This window comes from Mesotoga sp. BH458_6_3_2_1 (assembly GCF_003664995.1).
GTDB lineage: Bacteria > Thermotogota > Thermotogae > Petrotogales > Kosmotogaceae > Mesotoga.
On record NZ_JFHL01000017.1, the window covers coordinates 1 to 17,148 of the forward strand.

The window sequence follows — 17,148 nt, forward strand, 5'->3', positions numbered from 1 at the left end:
GTGTAGTAGTAAAGCTTGAGATTTTCTACGGTCAATATATTATCCATACTCATTACCTCGTCTTCAGTTTCGGGTTCAGTATCTTATCCATTGCAAACCCGACAAATGCGAATGTCATCCCCATGAAGGCTATTGCCATCCCCGGCGGTACTACCCACCACCACATCCCGCTCAGCATCGCGCCTCCACTGTTAGCTGCCTGCAATATCTGACCCCAGGTAACAATTGTCGCGTCCCCAAGACCCAATAAACTTATCGTGGCCTCGACAACGATAGCTCCTGGGACATTGAGCGCCATTGAAGCGAAGGCGTAAGGGATAAGCAGAGGCACCATATGCTTGAAGATTATTCTTGTGTTAGATGCCCCGAGGGCTCTTGAGGCCTCTATGTAGGTCTCTTCCTTTATCTGGAGTCCCATGCTCCTGACAGTCTTCACCGGTCCAACCCAGTAGAATATACACATTATTCCAATCATTACCCATATGTTTGGCTTGAAGACTGCGCTCATTACGATGAGAACGGGAAGCATTGGAACACTTATGAATATCTCGAATATCCTCTGCATTAGAGAGTCTTTCCATCCGCCGACGTAAGCACTAATGACACCATAAATGACACCAATTGAAACTGAAACAAGCGCCGTAAGGAGTCCAATCAACATTGCCCATTTCACTCCGGCAATTACCCCGCTCCAGATATCTCTCTTGGAGTTATCCGTTCCAAGAATTCCATGTACTCTGCCCGCAATAGTCACGAAGGCGTTCTCAATATTTTCCTCTGCTCTTTGAAGCAGGAGGGTTACCTTCAGCTTGTATATTCCGGCGAGAGGAGAAGGACTTCTAAATATCCCTTGCTTTGCTTCGGAGAAGATCACATCGGTGGTTTTGATAGTTTGAAGCTGGACCCCTTCTGAAGGAGAGTATTTCTTGCCGAAATTCATTGATGCAGCCTGCGCCGATCTGTCTATAGAGACTCTTGCGTCCTGAGTAGGAGACATTTCAAGCTGCTTTCTATATAGATCAATTGAAAGGCCGTCAGGCCTTTGAATCGAGATAACCACAGTGGGTTTACCAACTCCAGAAGCGTGGAAAACAACATCTGAAGGAGCAACAGATGCGGAGTAATCATATTCAAAGACATATTCCTGTATTCTCATTGCGCCTGCGAGGGTCTCCGAAAAAGCGTATTCCTCTATGGATTCCGAAACAGCTCGCTTCTTTGAGGTGAAGAGATTTATCCACGAGGGCGGCGCGCTTGAGGGGAGATCTTGCCAGTAAGTTATATCTCTCCACTTTTCATTGGCTTCTGGATAAGGTACAATGACCGGTTCGAAAATTAGAATGCAGATAAATATTGCAAGAAAGATAAGACCAAACACTCCAGATCTAACCTTTCTGAATTCTCTCCAGAATTCGCTTGCAGATCTTCTGAAATCACTTACAGTCATTGTCTGCCACCTACCTTGATCCTTGGATCAAGCAAACCATAGATGAGATCCAGGATTACAAGACCGCAAATATACAGTCCCGTAGTTATTGCAAGGTTTCCCATAAGGACTGGAACATCATTTTGCTGCAAAGCAATCCAGTATAAGTTTCCCATTCCTGGCCAAGAAAAAATCCCTTCGTACACTATGTTGCCCCCCACAGAGGCTAGCAAAGCTAAGAGTGACATTGTGACAATTGGCGGGGCAGATGTTCTCATCGTGTGGCCGTATAAGACCTTTCTTTCGGGAATTCCCCTTGCTCTTGCTGCCATTATGTAGTCGTCCTGAAGTACTCCAAGGACTATGTTTCGCGTAAGGAAGGCGCGCCCCCAAAATCCAATAACAACAAGTGTTAGGACCGGAAGGGCAAGATGATAAAGAAGGTCGAAGAAATATGAGATCCCTTCTGGAGGGGGTGTGGAATGCAGACCACCAGAGGGAAAGATCTTCACTCCGTAGGCAAAGAACATGATCATGATCATCCCCAACCACCAGGAGGGCATGCCAAAAACTACCATCGTTCCAACTGAGGTGCTTTTGTCCAGAACTCCGCCGGCTTTTTGAGCTTTCTTCAGTCCCAGAAGAAGACCTAGAACAATGTCAACTAGCATTGCTACAGAAAAGAGGAGAAGAGTCTTGGGAATTGCTTCGGAAACAACATCCCACACACTTCTGCTGCCTTTTGAAGACCTTATTATCGTGGAATTTCCGAGATTCAGAGTTAACGTGTCCCATGTTCGCCACATTATTCTCTCAGCAACAGGTTTGTTCAGGCGATAGAGAGAGTATAGATCGTTTCTCCGATTCATGACGTAGTTCTCAAGCTGACTTTCATTGAGGCTTGTCATTCGCATCGTCTCGCCCCTGATCTGTTCCTCGATCTGCGCGCTCAAAGTCTGTTCCATGACAGTGTTGAATAGAGCCGAGAAAATGAAGATCAGAATTGCATACATCAATAGTCCATAGAGAACTCTTTTGATTGCATACTTCCAGTACATAACTCACCTCGATAAACGGATGAATTCTTCTGCTGATTCATTTATGAAATGTGGTCCAATTTGATTTGCTCTTGAGCCCCTGTGGGGCAATCAATTTAATCTCTATAGCTTTGACAACTTTCTTCATTACGCTACTCTAGCTTTTTTCATGCGGCATTGACAGTCTTAGGAAAGGCTTTAAAACGACATAATAGGGGAAAAGCGCATCTGCAACATCTGCCATTCTTAATGGACATACTGTATTGCAAGATCACAAGAAAACATTAGGAAGCTCTGATTACTCAAAACAATTATATACTTAAGGACTGATATTTAATTAACTCGCGCGATATAATCTAGGAAACCAAACTTGTGGAGGTAATGAATTTGTCATATTTCAATGCAGAAACAATAAGGCGTTTTACATGGTTTAATGAGCCAGAACATTGGGAATTGGAAGACGGGAATCTAATCGTCAGGCCAGACGCTCGAACAGATTTCTGGCAGAAAACACATTATGGGTTTCGGAATGACAATGGGCATTTCCTGTTTCTCTCTCTCACATGCGATTTTTCTCTGGTTGTTGGAGCCAAATTCTCTCCAGTGAACCAGTATGATCAAGCTGGAGTTATGGTAAGAGTTTCTCCTTCTTGTTGGCTTAAGAGTTCGGTTGAGTTCGAGGGGTCTGATCCCGCACGATTGGGAGCAGTGGTAACTAATTCAGGTTACTCGGACTGGTCAACTCAAAATGTTCCGGCCGAGACGAAGAGCCTCAGAGTACGAGTAGACAGGAAAGGTCCTGATTATTCCGTTTATGCTTGGCAAAACGGATGGGTTCAATTGAGACTTGCCAGGTTACTGGAAGACGATGGGAAGCTTCCTGTTATGGTGGGACCTTACTGCTGCAGCCCAAAAGGTAGCGGTTACAGAGTGGTTTTTGAAGAGATCTCCCTACAGTCTGAATGATTCTTCGCCATAAGTGAACACCATGGTGGTTCTTTCTGAAAAGCGTTTCTTGAGTTGCTTATGAGCTTTTGTTTTAAGCTGATTGGTATTGTTCTATTGAAGCGGTACTCTCGAACGATCAACGGTTTCATTTGTTTGTATCTTGATCTTGAAGGTTCCTACCGGCTGATCATACGCTGCATCCTCACTGTAGTAAAACTCTAGAAAAGATTCTCCAAATTCGGTGGGTCTCAAGTGGAATACCGAATACGAGACTTCCAAGTACTCAGCTTCATAAGGGTCCTCAATAAGCTGAAATTTCGGATCCAGAGAAGAGATTTTCCATCCACTATCTATCGCAAGGGCCTTCTTAAGCTTTATTATCAAAGTATGATGGGGTCCTATTTCAATTGCTCTACCATTATCTGAGTCCTGAACAATAGAGACTTCTTTAAAAGGCTCGGTAACGATCAAAGTGGCTTCGAAGATTTTTTCCGGGGGTACATCGTCCCATGGGCTTCCGTAAGCAAATTCAAGAGTAGCCTCTCCGTAGTTCATTCCTTCAAAGTAGTAGACCTGCTCGATTTTTTTTGCCAGACCAGAAGAGTCTTCAAAGACTCTACTTTCACTTTCCTTTGGCTGCCGAACAATCTCGGGACTTGTCAATACTATACGCCAGCTGAGGCTTGAACTGACTGTAGATTCGAGAACTACTTCGATCGGTTCATTAAGCCCAACAATGAAAGTCTTTCCCGAGTCTGACGCATGAATGATAAGGGGTTCAACGAAATGCTCCTCAACCTGAACTAACATAGAACAGCTCTTTATTGGAACAACGTCCCATGAAGAACCAAAGGAAAATATTAGAGGAGAAGACCCTGAACCAACGACTCTAAAGCCGAAAATATCGTAACCGCTACCGGCTTCTTTCGGTTCTTCATAAAATGGATCCGAAATAAGTCTCAACACGTCTTCATCGAAGCTTTCCACGCTCCAGAAGTAGCCCGCGCCTGGATTTGACGGAAGCATAACAGTAAAATCTTCTCCAACTTGCATGTCCAGAGTCCTTTGCGAGTCTTGTAACCCGAAAATTCTTTCGTCAGGTGTCTCCGATAGGATATCAAAGCAGGCTTCATCTTCTCGATTACTTTCTACAGTCTGTTCTACTCTTCTGTGGAAATCTTCGACAATCAATTTGAAGGCAGTGGTTTCTTCAGTCATTGGAAAGTGTCCGCTGTCTATAAAGGTAACAAATTCACTTTCGAGGGCTCCTACTTGATAGGTCATTGTGTGGATAACGCCTGGAAAACTCTTCAGTCCGGTACAGACAAGAACAGGCACATCAATATCGGCGAGTCCACAAGATAAGTCAAACCCACGCAGTTTTCCGTTTATGAAGGATGAATCATTACCCCAGAAGAGATTGTATGTTTCCATGTTAATCGAATTCTTGGCGATTGAGGACTCACTCTCAGACTCGGAAGAATTGCCAAACAGGAGTTCAAACTTGTCAAGCTCTTTCGTCGACTCCTGGGTTCTAGCTTCGAACAGAGCTGAATCGATTGCCGGATAGTTTAGTCTAGGGTTAACAATCACTAGACTAAGCAGTCCGGGAGGGTTTGTGAGAGCTAATCCTACGGCAACTGCACCCCCAAAACCATGGCCAATCAAATGAAATGACTCGATATCAAGTGAGTAGATCAGCGCGGCGAGTTCCGAAATATAATATTGGAAAGTAATATCTAAAGAGGACAAGTTCTGGGACATTCCACTCCCCAACTGATTGTACCTCAGAGACTTTCCATGATCAAAAATACCTTTCATATAAGAGCTGTCAAGGCCAGGTCCGTCGCCAACAATTACGATAAATTCACCATCTGCCTCCTCCACTTCATAGTAGATTTCGTTCCCGTTGAACAATATCTGTCCTTCATATGATAGACAGACTGTTGAGGCAAACAAAAGCACTACGGCGAAGACAGTTCTCAAGCGGGGCACGCCAATTAACTTGTTGTCACCATTCTTTTCCATTTTTTCGATCTCCTCGTGAAACAGATAGAAGCTCTCTAAGCAAACTCTCCAAATCGCTTGATAATGGACACAAACGTCGATGAGGCTCTCATGAGGAGTTCCTAGTGGACATGAAGCCACACACACATTGGTGAATTTCCTCTGTTATTCCACGCGTAGTAGGGAATAAGAGAAAATCTAACGTTCTTGCCCTTGCTCTTGACTGAACCAAGAGAATCGTATAGCTTCTTATCCCAGTCATCAAGATCATAAGCTATTCCTTTTCCACTTATAACAACTGGATTCCCATCTAGAGCGTCACTCTCGGATAGTTCGAAGTTTCTTTTCGAAGGAACCGACAACGTTCGTACATCAAAAGTGGGGTTGTCTATACCTTCTGCACAATAGATTAACGGGCCTCTTTGGATGGCCACTTTATCAGTATTCTCTCTCAGAAGCGGATTTGCTGTCATCATTCGGATTCGCATCGGAAGTGTGAGCGAGACTTCAGTCTTGCCCTTCCAGTTTCCCTCAAGTCTGACGAATCCCTTTTCCGGTCTTATCTTTTGCTTAACACCATCAATTTGAAGGTCGAAATTTCCTTCAGTCCATTCTGGAATTCTCAGGAGAATGGAGAGACTGGTATCAAGATCTGTGGAAATTACGAGATTCACTTCTTCAGAATGAGGGAAGGCTGTCTTTTGAACGATTGATACCTCTCCGTCTCTGAAAGGAATTGACGCTCTACTTGCTTCATAGAAATTGACTCTTATCTCATCGAGTGTTGTACCGTAAAGATAGCCACTGAATGAGGTGAGAAGCCTGGCAATGTTCGGGGGACAACAGGCACACTCAAACCATTCCTTTCTGTTGTGGTTGCCGACGTCTTCAAGTGGGTTCACATAGAAGTAGCGTCTCCCGTCAAGAGAGATTCCCGACAAGACACTATTATAGAAAGACCTTTCAAGTACATCGAGGTACTTCGCATCACCAGCGAGCATATACATTCGCCAGTTCCAGAAAACATTTCCAATCGCGGCACATGTTTCGGAATAGGCTCTCCCGCTTGGCAGTTCATAAGCTTCCCCAAAAGCCTCTCCTTCATATCTTGATCCTACTCCGCCCGTAATGTACATTTTTCTCGATGTCAGATCTATCCACAGCCTCTCAAGAACGGCGAGAAGTGTTTCGTCGCCTGTTTCGAGAAATACGTCGGCCGCTCCTGTCAGTAAATAAAGCATTCTAACCGCGTGCCCTGCGAGTTCCTTAAGGTCTCTGAAAGATGCGTGGTCGATATGGTATTCATCACCACCGGCGTAACCCTTTCCTCGATTGTCAATGAGCCTTTGGACAAATTCCAGATAATTGCGATTTCCAGTCTCGCGGTGCAGCTCGATCATTGCCATTTCCAGTTCTGGATGCCCGGTAGTCACTTCACAGTCATCATCGGGAAAAGTTTTCAGGATGTTATCGGCCACTTTCACACATACGTTGAAGAGGGACTCATTCCCGGTAACTCTTTTGTAAGCTATTCCCGCCTGAATAAGATGACCTGCGCAGTAGAGCTCATGCATACTCTTCAAGTCTTTCCATTTCTCCGATGCTCTTTCACCTGTGAAGTAAGTATTAACGTAACCTACTTCGCTTTTCTTCTGAACACTCTCTATAAGGGTTATCAAAGATTCTATTCTTGTTTGAATCTCGGAATCCTCGTCATACGAAAGGGAATACGAGGCCGCTTCTATCCACTTATAAATATCGGAATCATTGAAGAACCAGCCTGTAAAATCTCCTTCCATGCTCCCTATAGCCTTTCTGAAGTTATCAATTCTGCCACTAGATTCAAGATAATCATATTGAAGAGCGAGACTGGTCGATTTCATCAGATCTTGATATCTTCTTACAAAACCCGCCAGTTCTACTCTTTCAATTGCTATAGGTCTCACCTGTGCTCTTGGTGACCGTGACGTATCATTAACGAAAGTCACTTTGTCCACCTCCAAAGAAGATCCTCTCTTCTCAAGAGTAGCAGAAATCGTGGAAACTTTTGTATCCTGAAATAGGGAGGTCATAACCATGTTTGAGAAGATAGATTACTGGATATCTGCTGCGAGTTATTCAGACAGAAACGGGACTTGGCTAATAGAAGCGGCGCTCATTCATCCGAACATTGGAGAGACCCACGAATATGGTGAGGAATGGACGCGCGAAGAGATTATGGAAAAGTGTGATGTGTTTGTGTTTTGTTTGATCACAAGAGACGAAAAAGGCAATTGGAATAGGGGAGATCAGCTGAGAAAGATTGAGACTGAGAAAGGGACTTTTATCAGGATTGATGGTTTAAAGAAAACAGGCGATTATCTTGGTGATATTCCGTTCTTTGAAGGAGCCAGATAAGCTGAATAGATTTGCTAACAAGAACTGAAGCAAATCAATAATTGCATCAAGAAATGATCTTCAAGATCCATAGATCATGTAAATTCCTGGTGTTCGATCTTGGACCTGTTTGTAATAAGCTTCTTTTAAGGATATTCACTGTGATATTATTAAAAATACTATTAGTTCAATTAGCTCGATTTCTTATTTAGCGGATCAAAAAAAGATGGTTTGGGGGTTTCAGATGAAGGTTAAGATTCTCTTGACGCTTGGTATTCTATTCTTTATCGTAAGTGCTTTCGGAGTTGGATCTATAAGATATCTGGTTAGGCCCGGAGATAGGCTTTTCAATATAATTAGGGATTACAATTTGAGGATCAGCACCGTGCTTGACCTGAACAGCATAGATGATCCTCGCAATCTTGAACCGGGCGAATTTATATACCTCCCTACAGGGGACGGCTTCTTCTACGAGGTTCAGTATGGTGATTCCATCGATTACATTGCCAAACTCTTCTTTGCACTTGCAGAACACCTCATTGCTGCGAACAACTTGAGTTGCAATTCAGTTATTTATCCCGGTCAGAGACTGTTTGTTCCACTTGAATCAATAAGTGTTTGCAGTAACGCGAATCCCGGCACACAGTTCACTTGGCCAGTGTACGGGAAGATTTCTTCGGAGTTTGGTTGGCGGAAGGATCCGTTCACAGGAGTCTCTACCTTTCATTCAGGTATGGACATAGCAGTTCAGAGAGATGCTCCCGTGTTCGCTGCAAAGGAAGGAACGATAATTGAGGCTCAGGAAAACGGTGGGTATGGGCTGAATATTATAGTTCAACACTATGACGGTGCCAAAACGAGGTATGCTCACCTGAATCATATAAGTGTCTATGTCGGGCAAAGAGTTTTAAGGGGAGAGTTGATCGGTAGAGTGGGAGAGACGGGGAGGTCAACAGGACCTCATCTTCACTTTGAGATCATTGATTCGAGAGATCAATGTAGAGATCCGAGAGGCTATCTTACGGGATCCAATTACATGTACGTTAGAAGAGAAACAGATAGCCTTGGAGTTGGGGGTAGATAGTATCTACAGCACTAAGTTCATTGAGTCAAGCTCTTATGATCCTTGGTTAAATCTGGCCGTCGAAGAGTATCTCCTGAATTCATTTGCCAGTGAGAGCATCGTTCTATACCTATGGCAAAATCAAAATACGGTCGTTATCGGCAGAAATCAAAATGCGTGGCAGGAGTGCAGGCTTAACAACCTTGAAAGGGATAACGGAAAACTGGCAAGAAGGCTTTCAGGGGGCGGGGCTGTCTTTCACGATCTTGGAAACTTGAACTTCACCTTTCTATTGCCTAAGAGAGAGTACAACCTTCACAGGCAACTCTCGGTAATTGTAGACGCCGTGAAGGAAATCGGGATCGAAGCCCATTTCAGCGGTCGAAATGACATACTCGCCGAGGGAAAGAAATTCTCCGGAAACGCCTTTTATCATGGACAGTACGCATCCTATCATCACGGCACAATTCTGATTGACGTAGATACAGGAAAACTATCAGAATACCTGAACGTTTCCAAAGCAAAGATTGAATCAAAAGGCGTGAAGTCGGTCGTATCAAGGATTGTGAATCTTAAGGAGTTGAAGCCGGACCTGTCCATTGAGAAAATGAAAAAGGCGATGTACATGGGTTTCATTGAAGAATACGGTCGCATAGACAGCGTTCTTGACTTCGAAAAACTGGCGGTTTCAACGGATGTCACGAGACTCTATGATAAGTATTCATCAAAAGAATGGCTTCTTGGAAGGAGTCCAGAATTCAACTTCAGAACCAGTAATAGATTTTCCTGGGGAGGAATAGAGTTACTGTTCACTTCCAGAAAGGGTACAATTGCCGATGTCGCGATCTACTCTGACTCGATGGATGTTGATTTTATTGAGCATTTGAGACAAGGCCTCACGGGAACTGATTTTTCTAAACCAAGCATTTTAGAAGCTCTTCACAATCTCCCTAAATGCGTTGAGAGAGACGACATAATTGATTGGCTGCATAAAACAGATCTTAGTTAAGAGTTAAGTCTGAAATTAAACATAAATGCTGATCGTTAGGTAGTTCAAAAGAGACGATTTGCCTTCAAGGAGCTTCGCGAATCTCCGATCTCTATTAGGAGACTTTGAGTAAGCTATTCCCCTGCAAACCAGTAGAGTTAAGTCATCGTCAGGAAACCGCAAGGTCTCCACTTTATATTCAGAATCTTCAACTGTAATTCTGTAAGGCGAAAGAGAGATCTTTATGCTTGCGGATAGTGGCATCTATTTGCCAAATTGAAAAGTCAGATCTGTGAAAGCTTTGGGAAGATGTTTTATAATATAGTTGAAGACTGTGGTCTTACTTGGTTTTTTTATGTAATGCTAGATAGATCAAGAAATAATTCGAGGATTACAGGAGGTTCAAAATGGCACGAGTAATGAAGACAATGGACGGTAACACTGCTGCCGCCCATGTTGCTTATGCTTTCACGGAAGTTGCGGCTATTTACCCTATTACCCCTTCCTCATCAATGGCAGAGCTTGCGGATGCATGGGCAGCAAATGGAATGAAGAATATCTTTGGACAACCAGTTGACGTAATAGAAATGCAATCAGAGGCCGGCGCGGCCGGCGCAGTACACGGATCCCTTGTTGCAGGCGCTCTTACAACCACATTCACAGCATCACAGGGATTATTATTGATGATTCCGAACATGTATAAGATTGCCGGAGAACTCCTGCCCGGAGTCTTCCATGTCAGTGCTAGAGCAGTTGCCGGCCACGCTCTTTCAATTTTTGGAGACCACTCTGACGTTATGGCTACAAGACAGACTGGATTTGCTCTTCTGGCCTCGGGAGGTGTTCAGGAAGTAATGGATCTCGGTTCTGTGGCGCATCTCTCGGCGATTAAGTCAAGAGTTCCTTTCCTTCATTTTTTTGATGGATTCAGAACATCGAGTGAAGTGCAGAAGATTGAGGTTATGGATTATGAGGACCTTAAAGGACTTCTCGACTATGAAGCGCTGAAGGAGTTCAAAGACAGAGCTTTGAATCCCGATCATCCAAAGACAATGGGAACGGCACAGAATCCCGATATATACTTCCAGGCGAAAGAAGCTTCAAACAGCTTCTATGATGCAGTTCCTGAGATCGTTGCCGAATATATGAACGAGATCTCTAAGCTAACTGGCAGAGAGTACAAGCCTTTTGTTTATTATGGTGATTCCGATGCGGAGAGCGTAATTATCGCTATGGGTTCTGTCACCGATACGATAGAGGAAACAATTGATTACCTTATGAAGAAGGGTGAGAAGGTAGGAGTAATCAAGGTTCATCTCTACAGACCGTTCTCAGCAAAGTACTTTCTTGATGTCCTTCCAAAGTCGGTGAAGAGAATAGCCATTCTTGATAGAACAAAAGAGCCCGGTTCTCTTGGAGAACCTCTTTATGAAGATGTCAAGACTCTATTCTATGGAGATGAGAATGCTCCTGAGATCTTCGGTGGCAGATATGGACTAGGTTCTAAGGATACGACTCCTTCTCAGATAAAGGCCGTATTTGATAATTTGAAGCTTTCGACACCGAGAGATCACTTCACAATAGGTATTGTTGATGACGTTACCAACACTTCTCTTGAGATCAAGGAGAAGATAAATGCTGCTCCGGAGGAGACCATACGCTGCAAGTTCTGGGGATTAGGTTCAGACGGCACTGTTGGAGCTAATAAAGATGCAATCAAGATAATCGGCGATCATACCGATATGTATGCACAAGGATACTTCGCATATGATTCGAAAAAGTCTGGAGGCGTAACGATTTCGCACCTGAGGTTCGGAAAGAAGCCGATAAAGTCTACATACCTCATTGATGAAGCTGACTATGTTGCCTGCCACAAGCAGTCATATGTGTATCAGTATGAATTGCTTGAAGGACTTAAGAAAGGTGGAACGTTTGTTCTCAATACTAGTTGGGATTCTGAAGAGCTCGACAGGAATCTCCCTGGAGGAATGAAAAAATACCTCGCTGAAAACAAGATAGAGTTTTACACGATCGATGCTACGAAGATCGCGATGGAGATAGGACTCGGTACAAGAATAAATACGATAATGCAGTCTGCCTTTTTCAAACTCGCAAATGTTGTTCCAATAGAAGATGCTATCAAATATCTTAAGGACGCAATAGTTAAGTCCTACGGAACTAAAGGCGAGAAAGTTGTACAGATGAATTACAAGGCAGTAGACAGCGGTATTGAAGCATTGAAGAAGATAGAGATTCCAGAATCCTGGAAGAATGCTAAGGATGAAAAGAGAGAGGAAGAATCTGGAAGACCAGAATTCGTTAAAAACATCGCAGATGTTATGAACAGGCAGCAGGGAGACAAACTACCGGTTTCTGCATTTGTTGGGAGAGAAAACGGAGAATTCCCAAACGGTACATCGGCATACGAAAAGCGCGGAATAGCGGTTATGATTCCAGAATGGCAGATAGACAATTGTATTCAGTGTAACCAGTGTTCTTATGTCTGTCCTCATGCAGCAATTAGGCCATTCCTGATCAATGATGAAGAAGAAAACAAGGCTCCCGATTTCTTCGAGACTAAGAAAGCAATGGGTGGAAAGACCTTCGACGGACTGAAGTACAGAATTCAGGTTTCGCCACTGGACTGCACGGGTTGCGGAAACTGCGCAGACATCTGTCCGGCTCCTAACAAGGCTTTGGTTATGAAGCCCCTTGAGACACAGATCGAAAAAGAAGTATCAAATTGGGAATTTGCCACTACTGTTTCGGAGAAGAAAGATGTCATGAATGTTGAGACCCTTAAGGGTAGTCAGTTTTCTAAACCTCTTCTTGAATTCTCTGGAGCTTGCGCGGGTTGTGGAGAGACACCATATGCGAAGTTAGTGACACAATTATTCGGAGATCGAATGCTCATCGCCAACGCAACAGGCTGTTCGTCTATTTGGGGAGCTTCGGCCCCAGCAACTCCTTATTGCAAGAACAGCGAAGGTAAGGGACCGGCCTGGGCCAACTCTCTCTTCGAAGATAACGCTGAGTATGGATTCGGAATGGCAATGGCAATTAATCATGGTAGGAGTAAGCTTGCCGAGATAATCGAGGAGCTTCTGAAGCAAGACATTCCCGAAGACATGAAGGCACCATTTGAAGCTTGGTTGGAAGGAAAAGACGACGCGAAGTCTTCAAAGGCAGCAACGCTTGATATATTGAGAGTCATTTCGAAGGGTTGTAAGAATGAAAAGGCCAAGGAACTTATGAAGGCGATTGAAGAGAGAAAGGATCTACTAATTAAGAAGTCCGTTTGGATCTTCGGGGGAGACGGATGGGGCTATGACATTGGATACGGCGGTCTCGACCACGTGCTCGCCTCCGGCAAAGATGTGAATGTTCTCGTATTCGACACTGAAGTCTACTCTAATACCGGTGGTCAGTCTTCCAAATCTACTCCGACAGCAGCTGTAGCTAAATTTGCCGCTTCAGGAAAGAAAACGAAGAAAAAGGATCTTGGCAGAATGGCAATGACTTATGGCTATGTCTATGTTGCGCAAGTTGCCATGGGAGCAGATAAGAATCAGCTTATGAAGGCTATCACAGAGGCCGAGAAGTATCCGGGCCCATCGCTTGTTATTGCATATTCTCCCTGTATCAATCACGGTATCAAGATCGGAATGGGAAAGACTCAAGAGCAAGAAAAGAGAGCAGTTTCAGCAGGTTACTGGCATCTCTACAGATACAACCCGCTCTTGAAGGAACAGGGCAAGAATCCCTTCATTCTTGACTCGAAGGAGCCAAAAGAGTCGTTTGTTGACTTCTTGATGGGTGAAGTGAGGTACAGCGCCCTCAAATCGACGTTCCCCGATATTGCCGATGAATTGTTCAAGAAGGCTGAGGAAGACGCTAAAGAAAGATATGAAACATACAGAAGGCTGGCCTCTGATTAATTCAATGTGAATTGTGCGGGTGGTTCACCGCCACCCGCTTTTTGTCAGAATCGGATGGTTTTTCTGTTTTTGAGATTCTCTGAAGGAGGTTTTCAATGAACGCTATCGATTACGCCCTTAAGTTGGAAAAGGATGGAAAGGCTTATTACACAAAGCAGGCACAATGTGCAAAGGACTTGCAGCTGAAGAAGCTGTTTGAGATGCTTGCAAACGATGAACAAAGACACTATGAGATCATAAGTGGTTTTAAGGATAAGAACTACATGTATAAGGGGACTTACACTTTCAAGACAACCAGGAATATGTTCTCGGAAATGCTTAAAGACGAGAAGTGCTTCGAAGTTGAGGCAACTAATCTTGACGCATACGAGCATGCAGTCGAGATGGAGAAAGAGAGTGTCAAGCTTTACCTTGATCAGGCTAAGCTTACGAGTGAACCATCTGAGAAAGAAACACTCCTTAAGTTAGCCGCCGAAGAAAACAAACATCAGATAATTCTCGAAAATCTTATGGATTTCATTAGAAAGGGTCTCGATTGGAGTGAATCCCCTGAATTCAGCCATCTTGAAGAATGGGATCAGTTCACCGATTTAGACAAATACTGATTAGCATCAACTTGATAAAGTAAAGACCGGGACTTAGTCCCGGTCTTTGTAACTCAGGGGTAATCCATGTCGCCTTCGCTTGCCTTACATTCTAAAGGGGTTGTGCCTGTGGTTTCTCTGGTCTCTGATAATGAGACTTAACCCCGAAGAAAAAGGTTCAGTCAGATAGGATTTTTTCTGCGAGTTCTAAATCTTCAGGAGTGTTAACACCCAGAAACTCCTCATCATGTTTTGTCTTAAAGCCGCATACAGACTTATTGTCACTCAATGCCAGAGAGACAATATCGGCAATGTAAATTTCTCCCGTTTCACTGTTGGGTACGAGTCTTTCAATGTACTGTTCCACAATTTCCTTCCTGATAATTATCGGGCCTATATAGAATTCCCAGGGCGGAGGAAAGTCAGGAATCTTTCTCTCCTTGAAAGAGATGACATTGCCTGATTTGTCCCTCTCTACCAGGGCATATGGAAATCTTTTGTCTGTTACTCCAGAGAGAAAGGTGATATCACATTTATTGAAGCTGTGGAGGTCAGTCATAGCTTTCAAAGAATCCTCTCTGATGAGTATGAGGTCTGAGTACATAACGAGAATATCTGAGTTTTCAGGAATCAGATGAAGCGCCCTTTTCAAAGCGTCGGCAGTTCCTTTTGGGGAATCCTGATTTGCTATTAGAACGCTGCTATCAAGAGCTTTCCTAAAATCATTTTCAGAATCGGGATTGATAACAACGATCGAAGTATTGCTATCACAGATTCGTTTGATTTTATTGAGTACGTGCACTATCATTGATTCTCCTCTAACTTTGACAAGAGGCTTTGGTATTGAAGTTTTCAACCTTTTCCCCTTACCAGCAGCCAGAACTACTGGAACCAGCACGTTGATCCCTCCTCTAAAACAATGATAGCATTTTCGCTCAGCAAGATTATTAATAGTATCTATTTTATCCTCAAAAGATAACCAGGGCTGTTGATGACTCACAATAAGCATTAGGTCACAATGTCAAGAGAATCCAAATCGGTTCTCCCGTCTATGTGATCAAGTGCAGTTCAGTAAGACTACCGGAAAGTTCGTTCTGACAAAAAAAGGTGTATTTCAGCACCTTCTTACCGGAAAGAAGAGTTATAATCATTACTTAAGGGAGGGTTTGCAATTGGAGTATCTGGATCTGTCCTTAAGATTATTCTGTGCCCTCGTTGCGGGAGCATTGATAGGAGTCACGAGAGAGAGAATATACAAGCCTGCTGGCCTTAGGACGCATTCACTAATTTGCGTTGGGGCCGCCTTCATAACTGTTCTATCCACAACCGTTTTCGTAACTGCCGAACATGGTGACCCTGGGCGTGTTGCGGCACAAATCGTTTCTGGAATAGGATTTCTTGGAGCAGGAACAATATTGAAGAAGGGTTTTTCCGTTAAAGGCTTGACAACTGCTGCAACACTATGGGTAACCGCTGCCGTAGGCATGGGTTTCGGCAGTGGAGAATACCTTCTATCTGCAGTAGTTACTGTATTTGCATTGATGATTGTTCTCTTTCTCAAGAGAATAGAGCTTCTCATAGGGGGAAGGAATCTACCCAGGGTCCTAATTGTCGCGAACAACACTCAAGAGATGTCTAGAAAGGTTTCAGAATGGTTCATGGATAACGGATTGACAGTAGAGTCACTAGAGATCGATGAGGATGAAGAGAGCCTAAGTCTCTTGGTTGAAGTCAGTAAAAGCGATGCCATAAAAGTTAAGACCCTTATTGTTGGGCTTTCAAGACTGAAGGGCATCAGAAGTGCTGAGCTTCGGTAACTTCATTTTCTCGGACAAATGTGGTCTATCCAGAGTTCCTGACCTCCTATCGAAAAAGATGTAATTGTACCCTGAAGATTCAGTATTCCCTTAGGACCGCTCACGCCTGTCAGAGTCACACTTACTCCACCGATTATTTTTCCATTGATGTCGGAGAAGTCCTGAACATTTTCTAGAACTCCATTTATCTCTACATTGATGTTTCCACCGTATTCTCCGTAATAGAGAACGAGACCAGAGGGTTTTACAGGGAACTTAAAAGAGATAGTGATGTTGTTCAGATTGACATCCTTACCCGCATGCCCTGACATTCCTGCATTCGTGACGGTCATTACCCCATTTGGCGTGAGAGTTCCATTGAACCAAAAGAATGGCTTCATTACCATCTGTGTTGTAAGTTCAGAAAAGACATCACCATTATGGTACTGTGTTCCAACAGCGAATCCTTCAAAGTCAACACATTTCAGAACTAGGTAACATCCAGAAAACATGAGAAGTGTCGTCAATACAAGGGCTAAAATGACAATGCGTTTCATAGAATCGCCTCCCCGTAGAATTTGGCAAAAATTGAAGTGAGAATCGAGAGAAAGAATGACTATGACCTGATAATTATATTCCAGTGTTCTCTTAGATCAAAGAAGGTTGATGTCTGTCTTCGTTTCATATGATTTAAACAATTGATGAAATTATAAGGATTCATTCCAGATTTGAGAGAAGAGTTGGAAAGCCAAAAATTGAAATGACGGTCATTTGCTTTCTCGAATTTGAAAGTATCTAGCTACCGCCAATGTTAATATAAAAAGACTGGGAGCATTCTATATCAGTGATAGTGGAGACCGGGGAAAAGCAATCTGAGAACTTCTGAAGTAGGAGCTTCATGTTGAAGGAATTTGCTTTCAGCAGTTGAGTGTGAATCGGATGGTGTTAGAAGAAGATTGGAAGATACTACAAAGAAAAACAGCAG

13 protein-coding genes are annotated in these 17,148 nt (G+C 43.5%); 7 read left to right on the forward strand and 6 right to left on the reverse strand.

Translation table 11 applies throughout. From position 1 onward, the window contains the following. Positions 1 to 52: 52 nt before the first annotated feature. Both Y697_RS08520 and Y697_RS08525 read right to left on the reverse strand, forming a co-directional pair. Positions 53 to 1,447, reverse strand: a complete 1,395-nt coding sequence (locus Y697_RS08520) for an ABC transporter permease (RefSeq protein ID WP_121551204.1) — start codon at positions 1,445 to 1,447, stop codon at positions 53 to 55. After that, positions 1,444 to 2,484, reverse strand: a complete 1,041-nt coding sequence (locus tag Y697_RS08525) for an ABC transporter permease (protein ID WP_121551205.1) — start codon at positions 2,482 to 2,484, stop codon at positions 1,444 to 1,446. The genes Y697_RS08520 and Y697_RS08525 overlap by 4 nt, the downstream gene beginning before the upstream one ends. A 360-nt stretch (positions 2,485 to 2,844) precedes the next feature. On the opposite strand from Y697_RS08525, the gene Y697_RS08530 reads away from it, so the two are divergent. Next, entirely contained in the window at positions 2,845 to 3,429 is a 585-nt protein-coding gene (locus Y697_RS08530) for a DUF1349 domain-containing protein (RefSeq protein ID WP_121551206.1), read from the forward strand. A gap of 93 nt (positions 3,430 to 3,522) precedes the next feature. Here Y697_RS08530 and Y697_RS08535 read toward each other — a convergent pair whose 3' ends face one another. Continuing rightward, positions 3,523 to 5,439: an alpha/beta fold hydrolase gene (locus tag Y697_RS08535; RefSeq protein WP_121551207.1), complete on the reverse strand. Its 1,917-nt coding sequence runs from the start codon at positions 5,437 to 5,439 to the stop codon at positions 3,523 to 3,525. 101 nt (positions 5,440 to 5,540) lie between these two features. Further along, complete coding sequence (locus Y697_RS08540; RefSeq protein ID WP_121551208.1) at positions 5,541 to 7,406, reverse strand: glycoside hydrolase family 127 protein; 1,866 nt, start codon at positions 7,404 to 7,406, stop codon at positions 5,541 to 5,543. Positions 7,407 to 7,494: 88 nt separating this feature from the next. On the opposite strand from Y697_RS08540, the gene Y697_RS08545 reads away from it, so the two are divergent. The 5 genes from Y697_RS08545 (at position 7,495) to Y697_RS08565 (ending at position 14,388) form a co-directional block, all read left to right on the forward strand. Next, positions 7,495 to 7,815, forward strand: a complete 321-nt coding sequence (locus Y697_RS08545; RefSeq protein WP_121551209.1) for a hypothetical protein — start codon at positions 7,495 to 7,497, stop codon at positions 7,813 to 7,815. A gap of 223 nt (positions 7,816 to 8,038) precedes the next feature. Next, positions 8,039 to 8,878, forward strand: a complete 840-nt coding sequence (locus Y697_RS08550) for a M23 family metallopeptidase (RefSeq protein WP_121551210.1) — start codon at positions 8,039 to 8,041, stop codon at positions 8,876 to 8,878. Then, positions 8,859 to 9,866, forward strand: a complete 1,008-nt coding sequence (locus tag Y697_RS08555) for a lipoate--protein ligase (RefSeq protein ID WP_121551211.1) — start codon at positions 8,859 to 8,861, stop codon at positions 9,864 to 9,866. The genes Y697_RS08550 and Y697_RS08555 overlap by 20 nt, the downstream gene beginning before the upstream one ends. Before the next feature lie 386 nt (positions 9,867 to 10,252). Then, positions 10,253 to 13,783, forward strand: coding sequence for a pyruvate:ferredoxin (flavodoxin) oxidoreductase (gene nifJ / locus Y697_RS08560; protein WP_121551212.1), 3,531 nt, complete (start codon positions 10,253 to 10,255; stop codon positions 13,781 to 13,783). Positions 13,784 to 13,878: 95 nt separating this feature from the next. Next, entirely contained in the window at positions 13,879 to 14,388 is a 510-nt protein-coding gene (locus tag Y697_RS08565) for a ferritin family protein (RefSeq protein ID WP_121551213.1), read from the forward strand. Between the two features lie 157 nt (positions 14,389 to 14,545). Here the strand turns inward: Y697_RS08565 and Y697_RS08570 are convergent, their stop codons facing one another. Further along, entirely contained in the window at positions 14,546 to 15,265 is a 720-nt protein-coding gene (locus Y697_RS08570; RefSeq protein WP_121551214.1) for a sugar phosphate nucleotidyltransferase, read from the reverse strand. A 274-nt stretch (positions 15,266 to 15,539) separates the two neighbouring features. Here Y697_RS08570 and Y697_RS08575 point away from each other — a divergent pair, with 274 nt between their 5' ends. Further along, positions 15,540 to 16,184 (forward strand): MgtC/SapB family protein, encoded by a 645-nt coding sequence (locus Y697_RS08575; RefSeq protein ID WP_121551215.1) that lies wholly within the window; start codon positions 15,540 to 15,542, stop codon positions 16,182 to 16,184. Positions 16,185 to 16,186: 2 nt separating this feature from the next. On the opposite strand, the gene Y697_RS08580 is transcribed toward Y697_RS08575, so the two are convergent. Then, complete coding sequence (locus Y697_RS08580) at positions 16,187 to 16,720, reverse strand: hypothetical protein (protein ID WP_259462408.1); 534 nt, start codon at positions 16,718 to 16,720, stop codon at positions 16,187 to 16,189. Positions 16,721 to 17,148 lie beyond the last annotated feature (428 nt).

Bases quoted from the DNA above. Each gene is read 5' to 3' on its own strand.
- Y697_RS08565 (WP_121551213.1), top strand. From the start codon at position 13,879: ATGAACGCTATCGATTACGCCCTTAAGTTGGAAAAGGATGGAAAGGCT.
- Y697_RS08580 (WP_259462408.1), bottom strand. From the start codon at position 16,720: ATGAAACGCATTGTCATTTTAGCCCTTGTATTGACGACACTTCTCATG.
- Y697_RS08520 (WP_121551204.1), bottom strand. From the start codon at position 1,447: ATGACTGTAAGTGATTTCAGAAGATCTGCAAGCGAATTCTGGAGAGAA.
- Y697_RS08530 (WP_121551206.1), top strand. From the start codon at position 2,845: ATGAATTTGTCATATTTCAATGCAGAAACAATAAGGCGTTTTACATGG.
- Y697_RS08545 (WP_121551209.1), top strand. From the start codon at position 7,495: ATGTTTGAGAAGATAGATTACTGGATATCTGCTGCGAGTTATTCAGAC.
- Y697_RS08525 (WP_121551205.1), bottom strand. From the start codon at position 2,484: ATGTACTGGAAGTATGCAATCAAAAGAGTTCTCTATGGACTATTGATG.
- Y697_RS08535 (WP_121551207.1), bottom strand. From the start codon at position 5,439: ATGGAAAAGAATGGTGACAACAAGTTAATTGGCGTGCCCCGCTTGAGA.
- nifJ (WP_121551212.1), top strand. From the start codon at position 10,253: ATGGCACGAGTAATGAAGACAATGGACGGTAACACTGCTGCCGCCCAT.
- Y697_RS08550 (WP_121551210.1), top strand. From the start codon at position 8,039: ATGAAGGTTAAGATTCTCTTGACGCTTGGTATTCTATTCTTTATCGTA.